The 14,230-nt window shown below is 68.0% G+C and carries 13 protein-coding genes, 1 tRNA gene and 1 riboswitch; of the genes, 7 read left to right on the top strand and 7 right to left on the bottom strand.

Annotation, left to right across the window (positions count from 1 at the left end; genetic code table 11):
* Positions 1-24: 24 nt before the first annotated feature.
* The 6 genes from ACO2Q5_RS12775 to ACO2Q5_RS12750 all read right to left on the bottom strand — a co-directional run bounded on the left by ACO2Q5_RS12775 (position 25) and on the right by ACO2Q5_RS12750 (position 6,913).
* Positions 25-1,470, bottom strand: coding sequence for an amidase (locus tag ACO2Q5_RS12775; protein WP_423291589.1), 1,446 nt, complete (start codon positions 1,468-1,470; stop codon positions 25-27).
* 92 nt (positions 1,471-1,562) lie between these two features.
* Entirely contained in the window at positions 1,563-2,588 is a 1,026-nt protein-coding gene (locus tag ACO2Q5_RS12770) for an extracellular solute-binding protein (protein ID WP_423291587.1), read from the bottom strand.
* Positions 2,589-2,609: 21 nt separating this feature from the next.
* A complete protein-coding gene (locus tag ACO2Q5_RS12765; protein ID WP_423291585.1) occupies positions 2,610-3,413 on the bottom strand; it encodes an ABC transporter permease in 804 nt (267 codons plus the stop codon).
* Complete coding sequence (locus ACO2Q5_RS12760; RefSeq protein ID WP_423291583.1) at positions 3,406-4,317, bottom strand: ABC transporter permease; 912 nt, start codon at positions 4,315-4,317, stop codon at positions 3,406-3,408. Before ACO2Q5_RS12760 ends, ACO2Q5_RS12765 begins: the two co-directional genes overlap by 8 nt.
* A gap of 4 nt (positions 4,318-4,321) precedes the next feature.
* Entirely contained in the window at positions 4,322-5,386 is a 1,065-nt protein-coding gene (locus ACO2Q5_RS12755; RefSeq protein ID WP_423291581.1) for an ABC transporter ATP-binding protein, read from the bottom strand.
* 78 nt (positions 5,387-5,464) lie between these two features.
* Positions 5,465-6,913, bottom strand: a complete 1,449-nt coding sequence (locus tag ACO2Q5_RS12750; protein WP_423291579.1) for an amidase — start codon at positions 6,911-6,913, stop codon at positions 5,465-5,467.
* Positions 6,914-7,063: 150 nt separating this feature from the next.
* A riboswitch (cobalamin riboswitch) is annotated at positions 7,064-7,252 on the top strand.
* Between the two features lie 127 nt (positions 7,253-7,379).
* Here ACO2Q5_RS12750 and ACO2Q5_RS12745 point away from each other — a divergent pair.
* The 5 genes from ACO2Q5_RS12745 (at position 7,380) to ACO2Q5_RS12725 (ending at position 12,507) form a co-directional block, all read left to right on the top strand.
* Positions 7,380-9,242, top strand: coding sequence for a TonB-dependent receptor plug domain-containing protein (locus tag ACO2Q5_RS12745; RefSeq protein ID WP_423291577.1), 1,863 nt, complete (start codon positions 7,380-7,382; stop codon positions 9,240-9,242).
* Positions 9,243-9,360: 118 nt separating this feature from the next.
* Positions 9,361-10,125, top strand: a complete 765-nt coding sequence (locus tag ACO2Q5_RS12740) for an ABC transporter substrate-binding protein (protein ID WP_423291575.1) — start codon at positions 9,361-9,363, stop codon at positions 10,123-10,125.
* Positions 10,122-11,102, top strand: coding sequence for a FecCD family ABC transporter permease (locus tag ACO2Q5_RS12735; protein ID WP_423291574.1), 981 nt, complete (start codon positions 10,122-10,124; stop codon positions 11,100-11,102). The genes ACO2Q5_RS12740 and ACO2Q5_RS12735 overlap by 4 nt, the downstream gene beginning before the upstream one ends.
* Positions 11,099-11,842: an ABC transporter ATP-binding protein gene (locus tag ACO2Q5_RS12730; protein ID WP_423291572.1), complete on the top strand. Its 744-nt coding sequence runs from the start codon at positions 11,099-11,101 to the stop codon at positions 11,840-11,842. Before ACO2Q5_RS12735 ends, ACO2Q5_RS12730 begins: the two co-directional genes overlap by 4 nt.
* Entirely contained in the window at positions 11,839-12,507 is a 669-nt protein-coding gene (locus ACO2Q5_RS12725) for an adenosylcobinamide amidohydrolase (protein WP_423291570.1), read from the top strand. The genes ACO2Q5_RS12730 and ACO2Q5_RS12725 overlap by 4 nt, the downstream gene beginning before the upstream one ends.
* Here ACO2Q5_RS12725 and ACO2Q5_RS12720 read toward each other — a convergent pair.
* Positions 12,497-12,799, bottom strand: a complete 303-nt coding sequence (locus ACO2Q5_RS12720; protein WP_423291568.1) for a DUF6476 family protein — start codon at positions 12,797-12,799, stop codon at positions 12,497-12,499. The genes ACO2Q5_RS12725 and ACO2Q5_RS12720 overlap by 11 nt on opposite strands.
* Between ACO2Q5_RS12720 and ACO2Q5_RS12715 the strand changes: the two genes are divergently transcribed.
* Positions 12,798-13,862, top strand: coding sequence for an RluA family pseudouridine synthase (locus ACO2Q5_RS12715; RefSeq protein ID WP_423291566.1), 1,065 nt, complete (start codon positions 12,798-12,800; stop codon positions 13,860-13,862). The genes ACO2Q5_RS12720 and ACO2Q5_RS12715 overlap by 2 nt on opposite strands.
* A 55-nt stretch (positions 13,863-13,917) precedes the next feature.
* Positions 13,918-13,994, top strand: a tRNA-Pro gene (locus tag ACO2Q5_RS12710).
* Positions 13,995-14,230 lie beyond the last annotated feature (236 nt).

The raw sequence follows: 14,230 nt of genomic DNA, 5'->3' as shown, positions 1-14,230 counted from the left end.
CCTGCCTCCCGCTTTGCCCCGGACCTAGCGCGAATTCGCGGGCGGGACCAGAGGGGGCCGCTTCTGCGGCCAGCCGGTCGCCCGGTGCCACGCCTGACCCGCGGCCAGAACCCCCGCGTCACCGCCTGCGGGGCCGATCAGCTGCATCCCCATCGGCAGGCCCGCCGCCTGAGACCCGGGCTGACCGAACCCCACCGGCACCGACAGCGCGGGAAGCCCGGCCAGCGAGGCGGGGATCACCACCTCCATCCAGCGGTGATAGGTGTCCATCGCGCGGCCCGCCACCTCTTGCGGCCAGCGCCAGTCCGCCGGGAAGGGCCAGACCTGCGCCGTGGGCAGCGCGATCAGATCGTAGCGCGCGAACAGCCGCGCGGCATGGGCATACCAGCGGCTGCGGATCGTGCTCGCCTCATGCACCGCGGCGGCGGACAGGCCTTCGCCCTGCGCGATCTCCCATTGCGTCTCCGGCTTCAGCTGCGCCCGCCGGGCCGCGCTGAAGGGGCGGAAGGCGCCTGCGTTCAGCATGGCGCGGAGCGTGATCCAGGCCTGCCACAGCTTTTCCGCCGGAAAGGGCGGGGGCAGGGGGTCCACCACCGCACCCATGTCTTCGAACTGGCGCAGCGCCGCCTCGCACAGCTCCAGTATCCCCGGCTCCATCGCATAGGCGCCGCCCCAGTTGCCCAGCCAGCCGATGCGCAGCCCCTTCACATCGCGGTCCAGCAGGGCCGGGAAATCCTGTGCGTCGCGGCAGAACGGCACTTCGGGGTTCGGCCCGGCCTGCACCGCCAGAAGCCGCGCCAGATCCTCCACCGTGCGCGCCATCGGCCCTTCGGTCGCCAGCGTCGCCAGGAACGTGTCACCCTCGGCATCGCCCGGCACCAGCCCCCAGCTGGGGCGGAAGCCATAGATGTTGCAGAACCCCGCCGGATTGCGCAGGCTGCCCATCATGTCCGACCCGTCGGCCACCCACAGCATCCGCGCGGCCAGCGCCGCCGCCGCGCCGCCGGACGATCCGCCCGCCGTGCGCGTCAGGTCATAGGGGTTGCGGGTCACCCCGAAGACCGGGTTGAAGGAATGGCTGCCATGGCCCCATTCCGGCGTATTGGTCTTGCCCGTCAGGATCGCCCCGGCCCCCCGCATCCGCGCGGCCAGAAGATCATCCTTTTCCGGCACGAAATCGGCAAACAAGGGGGAGCCCCAGGTCGTCCGCAGCCCCGCCGTGGCGCAAAGATCCTTCACCGCCAAGGGGATGCCATGCAGCCAGCCCGCAGGTGCCACATCATCCGCCGCCCGCGCCTCGGCCATCAGAACCTCGGGGTCGCGGGCCGAGACCACGGCATTGACCGCGCCGTTCGCCGCGGCCACCTGCGCCAGATGCGTCGCCATCACCTCGCTCGGTGCCAGTTGCCGGGCATGGATCATCCGCGACAGGTCGCTGGCCGAAAGCTCCAGAAGATCGCTGCCATTCATCTGTTCATAAATATCCTCTGGGGGTGCGGGGGGCGAAGCGCCCCCGCGCGCGGGTGGGTCCGGGACCCGGCATCAGGCCCCGGCGCACACCGTCATTTCTGCAGTTCGGTCCAGATCGCGGTCTGGTATTCCAGAGCCTTGCCGGTGCAGCCCGGCAGGAAGACGCCATGGGCCAGATGCTCGGGCGGCACCACCACTTCGGGGGCGCTCTTCATCTCTTCCGACATGAAGGCGTCCGAACCGGCGATCCCGTTCGCATAGCGCGCGAATTCCGAGATCATCGCGGCATTCTCCGGCACCATGATGAAATCCAGGAACTTGTAGGCCGCATCGACATTCTTCGCATCGGCCAGCAGCATCACGCTGTCCATGAACAGCGGAAAGCCCTCCTTCGGATAGCCGTATTGCACCTTGCCCTCGGTGGCGAGGCGGGCGCGCATGGTCGATCCGTTCCAGTTTACGCTGGCCGCCCAGTCCCCGTTCGACAGCCGCTCGGTCGCGCCGTAATCCATGGAAATCCAGTCCGGCTTGGCCGCGATCAGAAGGTCGCGCACCTTCTTCATCACCTCGGCATCTTCCGAGCAGGGCTCGCCCCCGGCATACATCGTCGCCAGCGACAGGATGTCCGACATTTCGGGCACGACGTTGATCTTGCCCTTCAGCTCGTCCGGAACCTCAAGGAACACCGCCGAAGTGTTGATGTCGCCGGAATAGACCGTGGTATTGACCGCGATCCCCGTCGATCCCCATTGCCACGGGATCGAGAATTTGCGGCCCGGATCCCAGGCCACATCCATCCATTCCGGGGCGATATTGCCGATATTGGCCAGTTTCGCATGGTCCAGCTCTACCACCAGACCCTTGTCCACCCAGAAGCGGACATAATTGGCCGAAGGGACCACAAGGTCGAACCCCGCGCCACCCGCCTCGACCTTGGCCAGCGCCACATCGTTGCTGTCGTAATCGGTGACGACGACCTTGATCCCGGTCTCCTTCTCGAATTTCGCCAGAAGCTCGGGGCTGGTGTAGTTGCCCCAGTTGTAAAGCTGAAGTTCCTCGGCCCCGGCCATGCCGGCAAGGCCGCAGCTCAGCGCGGTGGCGGTCAGAAGTTTGCGCATCTTTGTCTCCCTGTGGTTTTGTCAGTTCTTCTTGCGCGTCAGAAGGAAGAAGGCGGTCAGCAGCACCACCGTCAGGCCCAGAAGCAGGGTCGAGATGGCGTTGACCTCGGGCGTGATGGCGCGGCGCATCTGCCCCAGCATATAGGTGGGCAGCGTGTCCTGTCCCCCGGATTTCACGAATTCGGTGATGACCACATCATCCAGGCTGATGACAAAGGCCAGCATCGCGCCCGCCATGATGCCGGGCGCCAGAATGGGCAGCGTCACCCGGCGGAAGGTCTGCCATGGCGTGGCGTACAGATCGGCGGCGGCGGTTTCCAGCGTCAGGTCCATCCCCTCCAGCCGGGCGCGGATCGGCAGATAGGCGAAGGGGATGCAGAAGGCGGTATGCGCGGCAATCAGATAGCCCAGACCCTGCCAGCCGGTCGCCACCTTGATCAGCCCGAAGAAGATCATCAGCGCGACCGCGGTCACGATCTCGGGCACCATGAGGGGCTGGTTGACCATGACATAGATGAAGGTCTGTCCCTTGAAGGCCCGCCGCCGCGTGGTGCCAAGCGCTGCCATTGTGGCCAGCGCGGTGGACAGGGCCGAGGCCGAGACGGCGATGATCAGCGACCGCACGGTCGCCGCCTTCACGATGTCGTTCGACCAGGCCTTGCCATACCATTGCAGCGAGAACCCGCCCCAGACAGCGATGGAGTTGGAGGCGTTGAAAGAATAGGCCACCAGCGTGACGATCGGCAGATACAGCAGGACAAAGGCCGCGATGGCCACGGTGGCAAAGCCCGGCAGGCGCGCGACCTCGAAATGACGCTCAGCCATGGCTGCGGTCCCCCTTGGTCGAGACGCGGACATAGACCACCAGCGCCGCCATGACGACGATCAGCAGGGTCATCGACAGCGCCGCGCCCAGGGGCCAGTTGCGGCCCTGCAGGAACTGCAGCTCGATGAAATTGCCGATCATCATGTTCTTGCCGCCGCCCAGCACGCGCGGGGTGACATAGGCGCCCAGCGAGGGGACGAAGACCAGAATGCAGCCCGCCACGATTCCGGGCCGCACGATGGGCAGGATCACCCGCCGCAGCGTGCGCCAGCGGCTGGCGTAAAGGTCATAGCTCGCCTCCAGAAGCCGCATGTCGAAGCGGTCGATGGCGGCGAAGAGGGGCAGCACCATCAGCGGCAGATAGACATAGGCCATCCCGATCAGCACCGCCGTATCGGTGTAGATGATCGGGATGGGCCGGTCGATCAGGCCGATGGCCATGAGCGAGGAGTTCAGCACCCCTTCGTTCCGGATCACTTCGTTGATTGCAAAGGTGCGGATCAGGAGATTGGTCCAGAACGGAATGGTGATCAGGAACAGCCAGAAGGCCCGCGCGCGGGGCGGTTGGGTGGCGATGAACCATGCAGTCGGGAATCCCACGGCGAAGGTCACGGCCGTGGTGGCCAGCGACAACCAGGCTGAGCGCCAGAAGATCGTCAGATGCGCATCGGCCAGAACATAGGCCTCATCGAAGATGTCATAGGTGAACAGGACCGCGATCCAGCCCTCGACCGAAGGTTCGCGGATCACGCCGCCGGTGTCGTTCGCGGTCAGGAAGGAATAGACCAGCACGATCAGCAGCGGACCCGAGGCAGCGAGGGCCAGCACCACCAGCGCGGGCAATGACAGAAGCCAGCCGTTGCGGGCGGATTGGCGGATGACGCGGTCTTCGGCGGCGCTCATCCGGTCAGTCCTCCAGCACCTGAACCGCGCCGGGGGCAAAGCGCAGGCCGACGGTCTGGCCCTGCTCCAGCGCATTGCCGCCGGTCGCCTCGGACTGCACCCGCGCGACCACCTCGGCCCCGTCGGGCAGGGTCAGGTGATAATGCGTGTCAGTGCCGAAATAGACCGCACCCGAGACGGTGGCGGGCAGGGCGCCCTCTTCCCCCGCGGGGCCGATCCGCACATGTTCTGGCCGGACGGCCAGTGTCACCGTGCCTGCCCGCGGGGCGCTGGCGGCGATGACCGGGCCGGATCCCAGCCTGACGCCGCCGGGCACCGTCACCCCGGGCAGAAAGTTCGTCTCGCCGATGAAGCTGGCCACGAAGCGGTTCACCGGCCTTGTGTAGATGTCGCGCGGGGCGCCCACCTGTTGCAGCTTGCCCGCCGACATGACGCCGATCCGGTCGGACATCGTCAGCGCCTCTTCCTGATCATGGGTCACGAAGATGAAGGTGATCCCGGTCTCGGTCTGCAGCCGCTTCAGCTCGGTCTGCATTTCCTTGCGCAGCTTCAGGTCCAGCGCGGACAGGGGTTCGTCCAGCAACAGGACTTTCGGCTGCGGGGCCAAGGCGCGGGCCAGTGCCACCCGCTGCTGTTGCCCGCCCGACAGCTGGCTGGTCTTGCGCCCGGCCATCGCCTCCAGCTTCACCAGCGCCAGCATCCGCTCCGTCGTGGCGCGCACCTCGGCCCGCGGGCGGCCCAGCATTTCAAGCCCGAAGCCGATGTTCTGCGCCACGGTCAGATGCGGGAACAAGGCATAACTCTGGAACACCGTATTCACCGGGCGGCGGTTCGGCGGCAGGGTGGAAATATCGGTGCCGTCCAGCAGGATTTCCCCGCCGGTGGGCATTTCAAACCCGGCGATCAGCCGCAGAAGCGTAGTCTTGCCACAGCCGGAGGGGCCGAGGAGGGTAAAGAACTCTCCGCGCCGGATATCGACCGAGACATCATCCAGCGCCCGGACCGCGGCGGCCCCCTGTCCGAAGGCCTTGATCACATGGCGGGCCGAGATGGTGACGTCATCGCTCAAGGCGGGGCCTCTCCGTTGCCGGTCTTTTGATCATATTGGGCGGCGCATGACCCGCTTGGCAAGCGAATCGTGCAGGGCTCAGCCCGCCATCGGTGCCCTTTTTGCCGCCCAAGGCGCCGCCCGCTCGATTTCGGCGCAAAGCGCGATCAGTTCCTCATCCGCGCCGAAGGGGGCGGCCAGATGCACGCCGATGGGCAGCCCGTCCGAGGACCAGCCAAGCGGCAGGCTGGCCGCGGGCTGGCCGCTGGCGTTGAAGATGGCGCAGAAGGGCGAATAGTCGAAAATGCCGCCCGGCCCGATGCGGAAGCCCACGTAATCTTCGGTCTTATGGGCGAAGCGGCCCACGCGGGCGGGCGGTTCGGCCAGAGTGGCGGTCAGCAGAATGTCCGGGCCGGTCCCGTCTTCGGGGCGGAAGAACGCGGCCATTTCACGCCCGAAATCATGGATTTCCTCTACGGCTTCCAGATAGCGGGTCGGGTGCAGCGTCTCGGCATGGGCGACGGCGCCCCGGCCCACGGCTTCGACCAGATCCTCGGTCAGCACCCGGCCTTTCAGCGCGGTGCGGATCGACAGGGCGCTGCCCACGCCCACGATATCGGTCCAGGCCCGCATCATGCCGGGCACATCCGCCACCGGGCGACCGGGTTCGACGTGATGGCCAAGCGCCTCCAGCAGGCGGCCGGCGGCGTGGACCGCCTCGGCCACTTCGGGGTGGATCGGCTGGCCGGTCAGGGTGGTGTCGCAGATCGCCACCCGCAGCCGCCGCGGCGGGCGGCTGATCGCCTGCGCATGGCCGCGGGCAAGGGGCGGCGCCCAATAGGGCGCGCCGAGGTCCGCGCCTTCGCAGGCGTCCAGCATCGTGGCCGTGTCGCGCACGGATCGGGTCAGGAAGCCGTCGATGGCCATGCCCGCCCAGCCCTCGCCTGAGAAAGGTCCGTCGGGCAGGCGCGCACGGGTGGGTTTGAACCCGAAAAGCCCGCAGCTGGAGGCCGGGATGCGCACCGATCCGCCGCCGTCCGAGCCATGGGCAAAGGCCACGATCCCCGCCGCCACCGCGGCTCCCGCGCCGCCCGAAGACCCGCCCGAGGTATGGTCAAGGTTCCACGGGTTCCGTGTCGGCCCGCCATAGACCGCCGATTCTGTCGCCGCCCCCACGCCGCCTTCGGGGCTGGTGGTGCGGCCGAAGGTGACGACGCCGGTGGCGCGGATGCGGCGGAAGATGTTGCTGTCGCCCTTGTGGCGGGTGTTGGCGAACAGCCGGCTGCCGTTGTGGGTGGGAAAATCCACCGCCTCGCAGCCCAGATCCTTGATCAGGAACGGCACGCCCCGGAAGGGACCCTGCGGCAGGCCCGCCGCGATGGAGCGCCGGGCCACCTGTTCCTGCATCAGCACGACCGCATTGATGGCGGGATTGCGCGCTTCAACCGCGGCCAGCGCGGCATCCAGCAGCTCATCCGGGCTGACCTCGCGGCGGGCCACCAGCCCCGCCAGCTCGGTGGCATCCGTTGCGCCAAGATCTCCGATCATCGCCGATTCTCCTGTTTGTTGGGGACATGCTGACCGCAGCCGCCGGGCCGGTCCAGCCGGGATGCGGCCTGCCGTGGCCTGATTGCGCCGCCTGCGGCCCGCGCAGCGACACTGCGCCTGCGCTGCGCTTGACAGTTCCGTGATCCCGCCGCAGGAAGGGGCACCTTCGGTTCCGGGCCTGCCCGGATGAAAAGGGAACGCGGTGCAACTCCGCGGCTGCCCCCGCAACTGTAAGCGGCGAGTGCGGACGGAACATGCCACTGGGGCCGATTTCCCCGGGAAGGCCCGTCCAAACCCAGACCCGCAAGCCAGGAGACCTGCCGAGGTGATCACCCTTTCCGCCGCGCGGGGTGCGCGGAGGAGGGCGGGTTTCCGCCAGAGGTGACGTATCACCGTTCTGGCGGCCCATGGTCCCGGAGCAGATCGCATTTCCGGCGGGTCCCCCGCTGAACCGGAGACACCACAGATGCAGGGCATCTCGCGCATCGCACTTCTGGCGGCACTGGCCGCCACCCATGGTGGCATGGCCACCGCCCAGACCGACGACGACAGCGTTCTTCTGGGCACGATCACGCTCTCCGCCTCGACCCTGCCTGTCTCGCTCAGCGAGACGGGGGCCACGGTGAACGTGGTGACCGCCGAGGATCTGAAGAAATCGGGTGAGCTTTCGGTGGCCAGCCAGCTTGCCCGCATTCCCGGTGTGTCGATGTCGCGCAACGGCGGGCTTGGCACCTCCACCGCGCTGCGGCTGCGCGGGCTCTCCGGCCCCTATATCGGTGTCCGCATCGACGGGCTGGATGTGGCAGACCCTTCGGGCACCCAATGCGCCTATGACTTCGGTTCCACCACGATGGGCGGCATCAGCCGGATCGAGGTTCTGCGCGGCTCGCAATCGGCGCTGTTCGGCTCCGAGGCGATCGGCGGCGTGGTCGAGATCACCAGCTTCCGCGCCACCGAAGAGGGCACCGCGGGCGAGATCGCGCTGGAGGCCGGATCGCATGGCACCTACAGCGGCACCGCCTCGGTCGGCGTCAAGACGGAGCGGGCGGAACTCTCGTTCTCGGTGAGCCGCACGGTAACCGACGGTTTCTCGGCCTATTCCGGCGGGACCGAGGATGACGGCTTCCGCTCGACCAATGTCACCTTCTATGCCGCCTACGATCTGACCGATGACATCCGGATCGGCGCGAACGGCATCTGGCGCAAGTCCTTTACCGAATTCGATGATCAGACCGCCGACCAGCTGAACACCGAAGACGGGCTGCTGAAGGGCGGCCGGGTCTTTGCCGAATTCGACACCGGGGCGGTCCGCCATGCACTCTCGTTCGCGCGCACCGTGACGGAACGGGACTATGCCTATCCGGCGGGCTGGTATTCGACGACCACCTTCGACGGCAGCCGGGACCAGCTGGCCTATAACGGCAGCTGGACCGCCAACGACCAGATCAGCCTGACCTGGGGCGCGGACCGCACCAAGGAAACCTTTGACGGCAGCAGCACGTCGGGCATTGTTACCGATATCGACACGGGAGAGGCCACCACGAAATCGGTCTTTGCCGAACTCCTTTATTCCCCGAATGACACGATCGACCTGTCGCTGGCCCTGCGCCATGACGATCACAGCACCTTCGGCGGCTATGACACCGGTCGTCTGGCGCTGGCCTGGCATGCGACGGATGATCTGATCATCCGCGCCGTGGCCTCCACCGGGTTCCGCGCACCCTCGCTTTATGAGCTTTACAGCACCTATTACGGCAATCCTGCGCTGAAGCCCGAAACCAGCCGCAGTTTCGAGCTGGGGGCCGAATATACCTTCGGCAACGGCGCCACGCTGCAGGCGACGCTGTTCGATACCGAGATCGACGACAAGATCCAGTGGGCGGGCGGCAGCTACAATCAGGTGCCCGGCACGACCCGCACCAAAGGGGTAGAACTGTCGGGCCAGACGCAGATTGCAGAAGGCTGGAACCTGTTCGGCAACTATACCTATACCGATGCCTATACGGTTTCGGGCGCGGTGGAGAGCGTGGCGGTTCGGGTGCCGCGGCACGACCTGACCCTTGGGGTCGAGGCGCAGGTGACGGACCGGCTGTCGGGCCTGTTCACCGTCCAGCATGTGGCCGATTTCTACGATAACGGCATCTGGCCCGCGCCGACCTCCAAGATGCCGGACTACACCGTTGCCAATATCTCGCTCAGCTATGAGGTCAACGACACGACCGCGGCCTATCTGCGTGTCGAGAACCTGTTCGATGAGACGTATGAGACGGTGCGCAACTATGCCCAGCCCGGCCGGTCGGTCTATGTGGGCGTCCGCACCTCGTTCTGATCTGCGCCTTGCAGGGTGCGCCGGGGCGGTCTGTGCCGCGCTGGCGGCCCTTGGTGCCCTGCTGCCGTCTGGGGCGGCCGGGCAGGGCGCCATCGGGTCCGGGGCGGCGGGCGTTCCCTTGCCCGCTGCCCCGGCCCGTGTCGTTTCCATCAACCTTTGCACCGACCAGATCGCCATGATGCTGGCGGCGCCCGGGCAGCTGGTCTCGGTCAGCCATCTGGCGACCGATCCTTTGTCCTCCTCCATGGCGGAGGAGGCCGCGGCCTGGCCCGCGAACCGCGGCGGGGCGGAACAGGTGTTCCTGCTGCATCCCGATCTGGTGCTGGCGGGCGAATATACCTCGGCCGCGACGGTGGACCTGCTGCGCCGTCTGGGTGTGCCGGTGGTCCGGGTGCCGGTCGTCTCATCGCTGGAACAGGTGCCGGACCAGATCCGTCTTGTGGCCGCAGCCATGGGTCGGGGGCCTGAGGGAGAGGCGCTGGCTGCCGAATTCACATCCGGTCTGGCCGCCCTGCGCAGCGATCTGCCGCCCGCCACCGCGGCACTGTATTATCCGAACGGCTATACCAGCGGGGCGGGCACGCTGGCCGATGACGTGCTGGCGGCCACCGGATTTCGTAACATCGGCGCCGAGGCCGGGTTGACCGGCGGCGGCACCCTGCCGCTGGAGCGGCTGGTGATGGCCGCGCCGCAGGTGATTGTCACCTCCACCCCTTATCCCGGTGCCTCGCGCGCCGAGGATATTCTGGTCCACCCGGCGCTTGCGGTGCTGCGGCAGGGGGCGGGGCTGGCCTCCACCACCGATGCCGACTGGGTCTGCGGCACGCCGCATATCCTACGCGCGGTCGCCGCGATGAAAGCCGCGCGGGAGGCGCTGGAATGAAACTGTTCCTGTTCCTTGTCCTGCTGGTTCTGGCGCTGTTCGCGGCCTCGCTGCTGATCGGTCCGGCGGGTCTGGGCCTTGGCGAGAGTCTTGCCGCGCTGTTCCGGGGGGAGGGCGGGCCGGTGGTGCTGGTGATGCAGGAAATCCGCCTGCCGCGCGCCGTGCTGGGCCTGCTGGCCGGGGCGGCGCTTGGCCTGTCGGGTGCGGCGATGCAGGGCTATCTGCGCAACCCGCTGGCCGAACCCGGGCTGATCGGCGTTTCCGGCTCGGCCGCCTTGGGCGCGGTTCTGGCACTGCAGACCGGGCTGGCCGGGGTCTTCGCGCTGGCGCTGCCATTGTCGGCGCTGGCGGGGGCGGGGCTTTCGGTTCTGCTGATCCTTGCGCTGGCCGGGCCGCGGGGCGGGGCGCTGGCGCTGATCCTTGCGGGGGTGGCGCTGTCGGCGCTGTCGGGGGCGCTGACCTCGCTGGTGCTGAACCTGTCGCCCAACCCCTTTGCCGCGATGGAAATCGTCTATTGGATGATGGGATCGCTGGCCGACCGTTCGATGGCGCATGTCTGGCTGGCCGGGCCGTTCATCGTGGCGGGGATGGCGGCGCTTTTGTCGGTGGGCCGGGGGCTGGACGCGCTGACCCTGGGCGAGGATGCGGCGCAGTCGATGGGCGTCAACCTCAACCGGCTGCGGCTGGTGGTGATCTTTGGCACCGCGGCGGCCGTGGGCGCGGCGGTGGCGGTGGCGGGCGCCGTGGGCTTTGTCGGGCTGGTGGTGCCGCATATCCTGCGCCCCTGGGTCGGGGCGCGGCCGTCGCGGCTTTTGCCCGCGGCGGCGCTTGGCGGGGCGGCGATGCTGCTGGCCGCCGATATCGCCACCCGGCTGATCGCGCCCGACCGTGACCTGAAGCTGGGCGTCCTGACCGCCATTGTCGGCGCACCGTTCTTCCTGCATCTGATCTGGCGCCTGCGGAGGGTGGAGGCATGACGCTGCTGTCCGTCCAGAACCTGACCCTGCGCCGGGGCACCTGCCCGGTGGTGGACGGCGTCACCTTCTCCGTGGTCGCGGGAGAGGTGGTGGGCCTGATCGGCCCCAATGGCGCGGGCAAGACCACGCTTCTGCGCGGGCTTCTGGGGCTTTTGCCGGTCGAGGGGCACTCCTCCCTCTCTGCCCTGTCCGCGCGGGAGCGGGCGAAGGCCGCGGCCTTCCTGCCGCAGGGGCGCGACATCGCATGGCCGGTCCGGGTCGAGACATTGGTGGCCCTTGGCCGCAGCCCGCATGGCGCGGCCGACCCGGCGCATCCGGCGGTGGCGCGGGCCATCGCACGCATGGGACTGGAGGGGTTTCGTGCCCGTCCCGCCACGCAGCTGTCGGGGGGCGAACAGGCCCGCGTCCTGATCGCCCGCGCCCTGGCTCAGGAGACACCGCTTCTTCTGGCCGATGAACCCGGCGCCGGGCTGGACCCGGAGGCGCAGATCCGCACCATGCAGGTCTTCCGCGATCTGGCGGGGGAGGGGCGGTCGGTCGTCGTCTCGATCCACGATCTGGGGCTGGCCGCGCGGCATTGCACCCGGCTCCTGATGCTGCACCGGGGCCAGCTGGTCGCCGATGGCCCGCCCGCCGATGTGCTGACGGACGACAGGCTGGCGCAGGTTTTCGGCATTCGCGGCTTTCACGCCAACACGCCCGATGGGCCGGTGTTCCAGCCCACCGGGGTGGTGCGGTGATTTCGGTTAGCCTGCACCGCCCGTGGCTGGTGGCGCGGCTGCCGGGGCCGATGCGGGTGCTGTCCCATGCGCCCTTTGGCGCGGGGTATAGGCAGACGGACACGGTCCTTTGGCGGGAGGTGCGCAACGCCGATCTGACGCCGGATTTCGATGCCGAACACTGGTTTGCCGGGGAAATGTCCTGCGCGCCAGTGGCGGCGGGCGTGGGCATGCTGACCTCGCGCGATGTGGGGACCTGGGATCAGGAGCGGGCGACGGTGGAGGGGATCACCGCCGATTGCGTGGTGACGCTTGGCCTGTCGAATGCCGAGGCGGTCGGCCACCGCCTGCCGTGGCATCCGGCGGATTACGGCACGATCAACCTTCTGGTAGCCACCGATGCCCCCCTGACCGAATCCGCCCAGCTGGAGGCCCTGGCCATCGCCGTGCAGGCCCGGACGGCGGCGGTGATGGATCTGGACCTGCCGCTTGCCACCGGACGGGCCACCGGCACCGGCACCGATTGCGTGGCTTTGGCCTGCCCGCCGGGGGATCTGCGCTATGCCGGTCTGCACACCGCCGTGGGAGAGGCGATCGGCGCCGCCACCCGGCAGGCGGTGCAGCGCGCGGCGGTCAACTGGCGGCGCTGGCGCGATGCGGCGCGGGCGGCCCGGTCTAAGGCGTAACCGCCACCTCCTGCCGCAGGCTGCCATCGGTGCCGAAGACCAAGATCCGCCCGCTTTCGGTGACAACCGCGGTCCAGCCCTTGCCGAAGGTCACCGCCGCGGCGGTTTCTCCCGCGGGGAGGGCCAGCGTAGCGGGCACCTCGGGCGCGCGGTCGGCCGCAGGCAGGCGGGTGACAAGCAGCCAGACCATCGCTATGACACCGCCGATCATGGTCAGCATCAGCACGATGACCAGCGCTTTCAACAGACGCAGCGAAGGCGGAAGCGGGCCTTCTTCGGGGGTTTGGGCCATGGAAGAGCCTTTCGACGACAGCCTTGACGACACGGAAGACGGCGCCACGGTCACCGTGACGCTGGAGGGGGATGTGCCCCCGCGTCTTGATAAGGCGCTTGCCCTTGCGGTGCCAGAGGAAGCCGCGTTGTCGCGGTCCCGGCTGGCAAAGCTGATCGGCGAAGGCGCGGTCTTCCGCAATGGCGTGGCGGTGACCGACCCCAAGGCCAAGGTCGCCCCCGGGGACACGTTCGAAATCCGCCCCGGTCCCGCAACAGACATCGAGGCCGGACCCGAGGATATTCCGCTGTCCGTGGTCTTTGAGGATGCCGATCTGATCGTCATCGACAAGCCCGCGGGCATGGTGGTGCATCCGGCGCCCGGCACGCCCTCGGGCACGCTGGTCAATGCGCTGTTGTTCCATTGCGGCGACAGCCTGTCCGGCATCGGCGGGGCAAAGCGGCCCGGCATCGTGCACCGCATCGACAAGGAGACGACCGGCCTTCTGGTCGCCGCGAAATCCGACCGCGCGCATCACGGGCTGGCCGCCCAGTTCGAGGCGCATAGCGTGAGCCGGCACTACATGGCCCTGTGCCATGGCGTGCCGATGGGCAGCGACCCGCGGCTGCGCGGCACCCGCGGTGTCACGATGGAGGCGGGCGGCGTCATCCGTATCGCCACCAATCTGGCCCGCCACCGCACGGACCGGCAGCGGCAGGCGGTGACCTGGCCGCCCGAGGGGCGCCATGCTGTCACCCGGGCAAGGGTGGTCGAGGATTTCGCCGGGCAGGCCGCCCTTCTGGACTGCTGGCTGGAGACGGGCCGCACCCATCAGATCCGCGTGCACCTGACCCATGCAGGGCACAGTCTGCTGGGCGATCCGGTCTATGGCGGCGGGCGGCGGCGGCTGTCGGAAAAGGTGCTGGGACCTGCGGCCGATCTGGGCAATGCCTTCGCCCGGCAGGCGCTGCATGCGGCCTCGCTCGGGTTCGACCATCCGGTGACGGGCGCGCGGCTGGAATTCACCGCGCCGCTGCCTCCCGATATGGAGACGCTGGTTCAGGCGCTGCGTGCCGCGGTCTGAAGGGACGGTCTGAACCCCTTCCCCTCGCCCCCGATCCGCGCTATGGGGCAGGGGTCGGGGCGTAGCGCAGTCTGGTAGCGCGACGGTTTTGGGTACCGTAGGTCGGAAGTTCGAATCTTCTCGCCCCGACCAGCACTTGGCCGATGCGGCCCCACCCGTTTTACAGGTCATTTTACAGCTTCGTTCCTGATTTGGCTTTCATCTGCGCCAGTTTCTGGCCGATTCCATCGGCCATCTGCGCGGCGTTGTTGCGTTAATCGGATGGAGGCCAAGGTGACCCTTTCCCGCTCTGCGTTCAGCGAACGGCTGTGATCTCGGCGGTGCCGAGGGCGTTGTATCTGTTCATGATGGCGATGCGGATCTGGATC

Source organism: Neotabrizicola sp. VNH66 (assembly GCF_049445895.1).
Lineage (GTDB): Bacteria > Pseudomonadota > Alphaproteobacteria > Rhodobacterales > Rhodobacteraceae > Pseudogemmobacter.
The sequence above is the reverse complement of the archived record's forward strand: the minus strand, read 5'-3'. Positions and strand labels throughout refer to the sequence as shown.